The sequence below is a fragment of the bacterium genome (assembly GCA_024224155.1).
Lineage (GTDB): Bacteria > Acidobacteriota > Thermoanaerobaculia > Multivoradales > JAHEKO01 > CALZIK01.
Genome location: JAAENP010000374.1, coordinates 1 through 8,331 on the forward strand (window position 1 = coordinate 1; position 8,331 = coordinate 8,331).

Annotated in this window: 7 protein-coding genes; all 7 read right to left on the reverse strand. The window is 63.7% G+C overall.

The annotated features are described in order from the left end of the window. Positions 1-45 precede the first annotated feature (45 nt). Positions 46-1,326 carry a hypothetical protein gene (locus GY769_19105; protein ID MCP4204033.1) on the reverse strand — a complete coding sequence of 427 codons (1,281 nt, stop codon included), beginning with the start codon at positions 1,324-1,326 and terminating at the stop codon, positions 46-48. Next, on the reverse strand, positions 1,316-2,686 hold the full coding sequence (hslU, locus tag GY769_19110) for an ATP-dependent protease ATPase subunit HslU (protein ID MCP4204034.1): 1,371 nt from the start codon (positions 2,684-2,686) through the stop codon (positions 1,316-1,318). The genes GY769_19105 and hslU overlap by 11 nt, the downstream gene beginning before the upstream one ends. 20 nt (positions 2,687-2,706) lie before the next feature. Continuing rightward, positions 2,707-3,240, reverse strand: a complete 534-nt coding sequence (gene hslV, locus GY769_19115; protein ID MCP4204035.1) for an ATP-dependent protease subunit HslV — start codon at positions 3,238-3,240, stop codon at positions 2,707-2,709. Positions 3,241-3,287: 47 nt separating this feature from the next. Further along, on the reverse strand, positions 3,288-3,809 hold the full coding sequence (locus GY769_19120; GenBank protein ID MCP4204036.1) for a hypothetical protein: 522 nt from the start codon (positions 3,807-3,809) through the stop codon (positions 3,288-3,290). An 8-nt stretch (positions 3,810-3,817) separates the two neighbouring features. Continuing rightward, positions 3,818-4,759 (reverse strand): tyrosine recombinase XerC, encoded by a 942-nt coding sequence (gene xerC / locus GY769_19125; protein MCP4204037.1) that lies wholly within the window; start codon positions 4,757-4,759, stop codon positions 3,818-3,820. Continuing rightward, entirely contained in the window at positions 4,747-6,108 is a 1,362-nt protein-coding gene (locus tag GY769_19130; protein MCP4204038.1) for a methylenetetrahydrofolate--tRNA-(uracil(54)-C(5))-methyltransferase (FADH(2)-oxidizing) TrmFO, read from the reverse strand. The genes xerC and GY769_19130 overlap by 13 nt, the downstream gene beginning before the upstream one ends. Positions 6,109-6,354: 246 nt before the next feature. Next, positions 6,355-8,331 (reverse strand): type I DNA topoisomerase (topA, locus tag GY769_19135; GenBank protein MCP4204039.1); only part of this gene is annotated, 1,977 nt, incomplete at its 5' end.

Genomic DNA, 8,331 nt, shown 5'->3' on the forward strand with positions numbered 1-8,331 from the left:
CATCTTGAAGAATCGGACGCCGGTCGGTTCAGGGCGCATCGGGCGCTAGGGAATCCGAGCCACGACGCTGCCGCTCGGCTCTCCCTGGTTGCCGACGCGATCGACCGCGGAAACTCGGTAGTCGTAAGTCGCACCGGTCTCGACGGTTCGGTCGCTGTATTCGACGTCCAGAACGGGCTCGTCGGTGAGCTTGTGAAACTCGGCGCCGGCCCGTCTGCGAAAGACCACGTAGCCGACAACGTCTTCTTCGGTGCTCGCGTCCCACAGCAGGCGGACACGCCCTGATTCGGCGAGGGCTATGAGATTGGTCGGCGGATTGGGTGCGAAGCGGTCTGAATAGTCGATTTCGCGCTCGCCGCCGAAGAAGCTCTCGACGAGCGGGCTCTCATGCCCAGCCGCGGTAACCGCATAGATGTAGCGCTCGCCGAAGGCTGCGGTACGGTCGAGGTACTCGGTGGCATCACCCGCGAGCCGAGTCAGCGACTGGCCGTAGAGCCGGCTGTGCACCGGGCGCCGGTAGACCCGAAAGGAGGTGGGCTGATCCTCGGATTCCGACGGCTCCGCCCAGGTCAGCCTGATGCCGCTGGCCTCTGCCGTGAGCTGGAAGTCGGTCGGCGGCGGCGGCGCGACCCGCTGGACCAGCGTGACCGTGTTCGAGTAGGCCGAAACCAGCTTCTCGGAGACTAAGGTCCTGACGGCGAAGGTGTGTGCCCATTCCTCGTGACCGACTTCGCCGAGCTCGACCCGGAAGGTGAGCTTGTCGCCGGCGGTCGCCTGTTCGATGGCATCTGCGTCGAAGCTCTCGATGAGCTGGGCGGTGGCGACGAACTCGGCGGGAGTGGTGGCCGCCAGAACTTCCAGCGGTTGATCCGGAACTTCTGAATCGGGGTCGGCGTCGTCTTCCGAGGCGGTCTTCTCGTCCTCGACCTGGTCTTCGCTCTCGCTCTCGGGGTCGCTCTCGGGGTCGGCGGCATCCTCGGATTGAGCGGTTTCCAGGGCCGCTTCGCTGGTTTCGCTCGCCGGCACCGACTCTTCGTCTTCCGTTTCGGAGGCCGGGTCCTCACCGAAGAACGCGGCCATGGCTTTCTTGGTTCGCCAGATCTCGACGCGCTCGAGCCCATGAAGCACCCCTCCAGAAACCGTGGTCTGGGGATAGGTGAACGACAGGATGGCCGCGAGACCGCGCTGTTGAACCGCAAGATCGGCCGTGCGCGCCGGATTCTCCAGCGGTGGCGGAATCGGTGGCGCCTTGTGTCCGCACCCGAGAGCGCTCGCTCCGAAGAGCAGTAGGAGACAGAGGCTGCGGACGCTCGGCTCAAAGGACATAGCGGCTCAGATCCTGGTCTTCCACAAGCTCGGCGATCGCTCGTCGGACGTAGCTGGAATCGATTGTAACGCTCACGCCGCCCATGTCCGGGGCCTCGAAGGAAACCTCGTCGAGCACGCGTTCGAGCAATGTGGCGAGCCTTCGCGCTCCAATATTCTCGGTGTTCTGATTGACCTCGACCGCGAGTTTCGCGATCTCTCGAATCGCGTCATCCTGAAAGTCCAGGCTCACACTCTCGGTCGAGAGCAGCGCCTGGTATTGCTTGGTCAAGGCGGTCTCGGGCTCGGTGAGGATTCTCACGAAGTCGTCCTCGGTCAAGGAATCGAGCTCGACTCGGATCGGCAGCCGGCCTTGAAGCTCCGGAATCAGATCGGACGGTTTCGATATGTGAAACGCGCCGGCCGCGATAAAGAGAATGTGATCGGTCTTCACCGCTCCGTACTTGGTGGTAACCGTCGAGCCTTCGACGATGGGAAGTAGATCGCGCTGAACTCCTTCACGTGACACGTCCGGCCCGTGTTGCGATTCCCTACCCGCGATCTTGTCGATCTCGTCGAGGAAGAGGATGCCACCCTGCTCGACCCGGCGCCTGGCATCCCGGCTCACCTGCTGGCGATCGATCAGCTTCTCGGCTTCCTGCTGCTCCAGAATCTCGCGTGCTTCGCGCACGGTCATCTGCTGTTTCTGACGCCGGCCGAAGAGTCCGGGCATCATCTCCTTCAAGTTGATACCGACCTCCTCCACGCCCTGAGGGGTGAACATCTCGAAGCTGGGCCCGGAATTGTCCTCGACCTCGACTTCGACCATGCGCTCGTCGAGAGACCCGGAACGCAGCTTGGTCCGGAACCTCTCGATCGTCTCCGAAAAATCGGTCGCCGGCTCGACCTCGGGTGACGGTGCCGGCACCGGAATCAACAGCTGCAGGAGGCGGTCCTCGGCCTTCTGGGCGGCGCTCTCCCGCACGGCGCCGCGTTTTTCCTCGCGGATCATCGCCACCGCGATCTCGACGAGATCGCGGATCATGGACTCGACATCCCGGCCGACATAGCCCACCTCGGTGAACTTGCTCGCTTCGACCTTCAAGAAGGGCGCCTTCGCCAGCCGCGCCAGGCGTCGCGCGATCTCGGTTTTGCCGACGCCTGTCGAGCCGATCATGAGGATGTTCTTGGGCTGGATCTCTTCGGCTACCTCGGGACTGAGCTGCTGGCGGCGCCAGCGGTTTCGCAAAGCGATGGCCACCGCGCGCTTGGCCGCGTGCTGGCCGACGACGAACTTGTCCAGCTCCGCCACTATTTCGCGCGGCGTCAGGCTGTCGAGGCGTTCGAGCGCCTCGGCGGAAGCTGTAGGTTCCGACGTCATGACCGGCGGCGACGAGGCGCTCAAAGCTCCTCGATCGTCAGGTTGTAGTTGGTGAAAACGCAGATATCGGCGGCTACTTTCATCGCTTCTTCGGCAACCTGACGCGCCGAGAGGTCGGTGTGGGAAAGCAGGGCGCGAGCGGCGGCGAGAGCGTAGTTCGAACCCGATCCGATCGACAGCAGGCCGTCGTCCGGCTGCAGCAGGTCGCCGTTTCCGGAAACCAGGAAACTCCGTTCTTTGTCGGCGACGATCATCTGGGCCTGAAGCTGACGCATAGCACGATCGGTACGCCAGTCTTTAGCCAGCTCGACGACGGCGCGTTCGAGGTTGCGCTGATACTCTTCCAGCTTGGCTTCGAAGCGCGAAAAGAGCGCCAAGGCATCGGCGGCCCCGCCGGCGAAGCCCACCAGAACCTGGCCCTTGCCCGCGCGCTTGACTTTGCTCGCCGTGCCCTTGATGACGGTGTTCTGAACCGTGACCTGGCCGTCTGAGACCAGACAGACCTGGTCGTCACGCCGGACCAGCAGAACGGTGGTGGAGCGAACCTCGGTCATGGGGTCGGGATCATACCAGCGGATCCTCGTGAAATCGGCCTGCCTGGTCAGGAAGATGTGCTGGCGACGGCGGCTATGAAGGCATCCGGATCGTCGGGGGTGACGATGACCCGGCCGTCGGAGGTTTCGAGGAGGACCGCATTCTCCAGACGACTCGCATAGAGGTCGAACTCGCCCAAAATGTGGGAGTCGAAGCCACCGGCGCCGGCGACGAATCCGCCCGAGCTGGTGAGACCGGCAAGATGTTCGATCTCACCTTTGTCCAAGCGCCGGATCGAGGCCTCGTCGAGCGGCACCCGGCGCAGGGCGTGGCGCATGAAGATCGAGAGGCCGTCGCTCTCGACGACCAGCTTCGTCGCTTCGAGCTCGCGGCTCATTCGGTAGATGACAAAGACGCCGAAGGCGACGACAAGCGCGATCGTCGCGGCGAAGCTCTGCCGGGTCACGATGGCGAAGCCCGCGGCGACCAACAGGGAAAACCCGAGAAGCGCGAAGACCAGGCTCAGGCGTTTCTGGCCTGAGGCTACCAGGCCGTACGGAGTACAGCTAAAGTCGCGGCTTTCGCTCACACCGATCGTTACTTCTTCTCCGAGCTTCGTGCTCGTGGATGGGCGTCTCGATAGACGCTCTGCAGACGCTCGACTTCGAGGTGAGTGTAGTTCTGGGTGGTCGACAGCGAGCTGTGTCCGAGAAGCTCCTGGATCGATCGCAGGTCCGCTCCGCCCTCCAGAAGATGGGTCGCAAACGTGTGTCTGAGCGTATGGGGGTGGACACCGCCGGCGAGGGCGGCCTGCTCGACCCGTTTATCGATCAACCGCCGCACGGATCGAGCCGAAAGGCGCGTGCCTCGATAGTTGAGGAAGACCGGCTCATCGGTGTCCTCGCTTGCTACCGTGGCGGCCGCCGCGCGCAGCTTTTCCGAACCACCCAGCCATCGGTGCAGCGCCTCGGCTGCGGGCCGGCCGAACGGCACCATTCGTTCCTTGCCGCCCTTGCCGAGAACCCGAAGCACCCGGCTCTTCAGATCGATGTCGTTCCAATCCAGCGACACCAGCTCGCCAACCCGGAGACCCGTCGCGTACAAGACCTCTAGAATGGCTCGGTCTCGACACGCCAACGGTTCGTCGCCCGAAACCGCCTCGAGGAGGGTCTCGATCTCGCCGGGGCGCAGGTGACGGGGTAGCGTCCGGGGCTGCTTAGGCGTCCGGACCGAGGTTGCCGGATTCTTCTCGACCCCGCCTTCCCGGCAAGCGAATCGAAACAGGCTTCGAACGGCGGAGAGAGCCCTGGCCTGGCTACGCCGCCCGACTTCCCGGCGCGACAACCAGGCAAGGAAGGACCGCACGGCCAGCGCGTCGACGTCCCCCGCCCGGACTTCGGAAGCTCGCTTGGCAAGGAAGTCCCTGGCCAGGAAGTCGAGGAACTGGTCAAGGTCCCGGCGGTAGGCCCGCAGCGTGTGAGGCGACAGATTGCGCTCGTAAAGCAGGTGTTGGAGGTAGCGGTCGATCAGCTTGCGCAAGGCAAAACCCCGTCTGCCTCGATCGGTTCAGCGAGAGCGCTCTCGATCCCGTGGTCGAGGCACCATTTCGCCAGCGCTCGGTGGGCCCGTTCGACCATGGCCTGCCGGCGCTGGTGGCGTTTTAGACGCCCTTCGATCTCTGGGAACAGGCCGTAGTTGATGTTTGCCGGTTGGAAGCGCTCGGGGCTCGATTCGATCAGGTGCCGCGCCAGTGCCCCGAGCGCGGTTGCCCCGGGCAGCGCGGCGGCGGAGACGCCCAAGCGCTCCAGACTCAGATAGAGGCCGGCCGCCAGCCCGGTGGCGGCGGATTCCAGATACCCCTCGACCCCTGTGATCTGTCCCGCGAGCCGGAGCCGGGGTTGCGTTCTGAGGCGGTAGAAGCGGTTCAAGTAAAGCGGCGAGTTCAAGAACGTGTTGCGGTGGACCTGGCCCAGCCTGGCAAACCGCGCGTTCTCGAGTCCGGGAATCAACCGGAAGACTCTCTTCTGCTCACCCCACTTCATTCGCGACTGAAAGCCCACGAGGTTGTATCGAGAGCGGGCAAGATCCTCGCGGCGCAGCTGGACGACGGCGTGGGGGCGCGAGCCGTCGGGTGTGCGAAGCCCGACCGGTTTCATCGGTCCGAAGCGAAGCGTGTCTGCGCCTCGCCGGGCGAGCTCTTCGATCGGAAGACAGCCTTCAAAAAAGAGGCCCTTCTCGAAGTCGTGGAGCGGACTGACTTCGGCTTCGACGACGGCCCTGTGGAAAGCCAGATACTGTTCACGATCGAGGGGGGCATTGAGGTAATCGTCGCCTTCGCCCTTGTCGTAGCGCGAAGCCGCGAAGAGCTTCTGCTCGTCGAGGCTTTCTGAATCGACGATCGGAGCTATCGAGTCGTAGAAGTACAGGTGCCCGTCCCCGAGTAGCTCGGCGAGAGACCGCGACATCTCGGGTGAGGTGAGCGGGCCGGTTGCGATGACGGCATCGGCCTCGGGCAGCGTGGTCTTCTCCCGGCGCGACACTTGAATCAGTGGGTGGGATTCGAGAGCCCTGGTGACCTCCCTTGCGAACCGATCTCGATCAACCGCGAGGGCGCTCCCGGCGGGCACTGCCGCCTTGCGCGCCGAGCGGATGATCAACGAGCCCAGGGCCTCCATCTCGCGCTTGAGCAGGCCGGCGGCGTGGTGCGGATCGTCGCTTCGCAGCGAGTTGCTGCAAACCAGCTCAGCCAAATCGCCGGTCTTGTGGGCCGGGGTCGATCGCCGCGGCCGCATCTCCCACAGGCGTACGGGGATACTGCGCTCGGCGAGCTGATAGGCGCACTCGCAGCCGGCGAGGCCGCCGCCGATGACTTCGACCGGATCGTTCACGAGGTCATTATAGGTATCGGGGACATGATTCCTTCGTGTCCCCTTCCCGACTGGTTTTGCAGAGCGCTGTTGTCAGTTCTCTCTAGCGGGGCGTCGACGGCGGTCGCCAAGCGATTCTCCAGGGGCCAGCTCGAGCTAGAAGGCCTTCGGAGAAAAGATCCTCGCACCGCCTCAAACGGCTCCGCGCCGGCCCCTGGCCGACCGCTTGCCGAGTCGGCGCCGAAGCGTCAGTTGGCCCTTGAGCGGTTACTCGGCGGGCGGTGCGACGTCTTCTTCGTAGCCGCAGTCCTTCTTGTGGCAGACGTGCTGAGTGCCTTTTCTCTTGGTGACCTTCTCGACCAGAAGCGGGAACTCGCACTCCGGGCAGGCTTTCTCGATCGGGGGTTTCCACAGTGCGAATTTGCACTTCGGGTAGCGGCTGCAGGAGTAGAAGAGCTTGCCACGCCGAGACCGCTTTTCTTGAATCTCGCCCTCTTCGCATTCGGGACACGATACGCCGGTGCCCTTGGGCGGCGCCGCGGCGGGGCCAGTCTTGCGGATGTTCTTGCATTCCGGATAGCCGCTGCAGCCGTAGAAGGTTCCGAAGCGGCTCCGTTTGAGCACCATCGGTTTGCCGCACTTCTCGCACGGTGGGATCTCTTCCGAGCCTTCCTTGTTCTCGCCTGACTCGCCCTCCGGGGCCTCGATATCGCGGGTGTACTTGCACTCGGGATAGCCGGTGCAGCCGTAGAAACCGCCGTAGCGACCGAATCGCATGACCAGGGCGGAGCCGCATTCGGGGCATTTCTCGTCGGTGGGGATGCCCTCTTTCTTGATGTTGGGCATCTGCTCGTCGGCGTGCTCGAGATCCTTGGAGAACTTGTCGTCGAATTCGGCGAGCGCGACTCGCCACTCGAGGTCACCGTCTTCGATGCGATCGAGCTTCTCTTCCAGTTGAGCCGTGTAGCCCTCGTTGATGATGTCGGCAAAACCGCTCTGCAGAAGCTGATTCACCACCTTGCCGAGCGCCGTAGGCCTGAAACGCCTCTCGACGCGCTCGGCGTACTCGCGGTTACTGAGCGTTGCCAGGATGCTGGCGTAGGTCGACGGGCGTCCGATGCCGTTCTCTTCCAGGGCTTTGATGAGAGTGGCCTCGCTGTAGCGTGCCGGCGGCTTGGTGAATTTCTGCTCCGGTGTGACCTTCTTGAGCTTGAGGATCTCCCCCTCCGCAAGCGCCGGTAGGACGCCATCCGTGGCTTCGTCGACCGTGTCGGTCGCCCCCTTGACCTCCTGATAGACGGAAAGGAAGCCCGGCTCCTTCATCACTCGACCGTTGGCACGCAGGACATAGGTCCCGTTCTGGATGTCAACGCGGGTCACGTCGAAGACCGCCGGCTTCATTTGCGAGGCGATGAAGCGATTCCAGATCAATTCGTAGAGCTTGAGCTCCTCCGGCTTGAGGTACTTGGCGACCTCGCATGGCGGCAGGTCGAAAGTCGTTGGACGGATGGCCTCGTGGGCATCCTGGGCGCCCTTCTTGGATTTGTAGACGTTCGGCTTGTCGGGAAGCTTGTCAGCGCCGTAGGCCGAATTGACGAACTCGCGGGCGGCTGCGATGGCCTCGTCGGCAACCCGGGTCGAATCCGTTCTCATGTAGGTGATGAGACCGACCGCGCCCCGGCTCCCGATTTCTTTGCCCTCATATAGGCCCTGGGCCACGCCCATGGTTCGCTTGGCCGAGAAGCCGAACCGCCGCGAAGCTTCCTGCTGGAGGCGGCTGGTGATGAACGGTGGAGTCGGGCGCTGTTTGGACTCTCTTCTGGCGATCTCAGCGACCTTGAAGTCGCCGGTCTCGAGGGCCGCTACGATCTTGGCGGCATCGTCACCGTTGCCGACCTCGGCCTTGTCGCCATCGATTCTCTGGAGTCTCGCGGTGAAGGCGGGCGGCTTCGAAGCCTCCAGGTCGGCAGAGATGATCCAGTACTCGACCGGGTTGAAAGCGTCGATCTCCGCCTGGCGCTCACACACCATCTTCAGCGCGACCGACTGAACCCGGCCCGCCGAAAGCCCGCGTTTGACCTTGTCCCAGAGTAGCGGCGACAGCTTGAAGCCCATCAGTCGATCAAGAATGCGTCGGGCCTGCTGCGCCTCGACCCGGCTCTGATTGATCTCGCCCGGATGCTCGAGGGCGGCGAGCACCGCGTTCTGGGTGATTTCGTTGAAGGTCACCCGGCGGATGGTGTC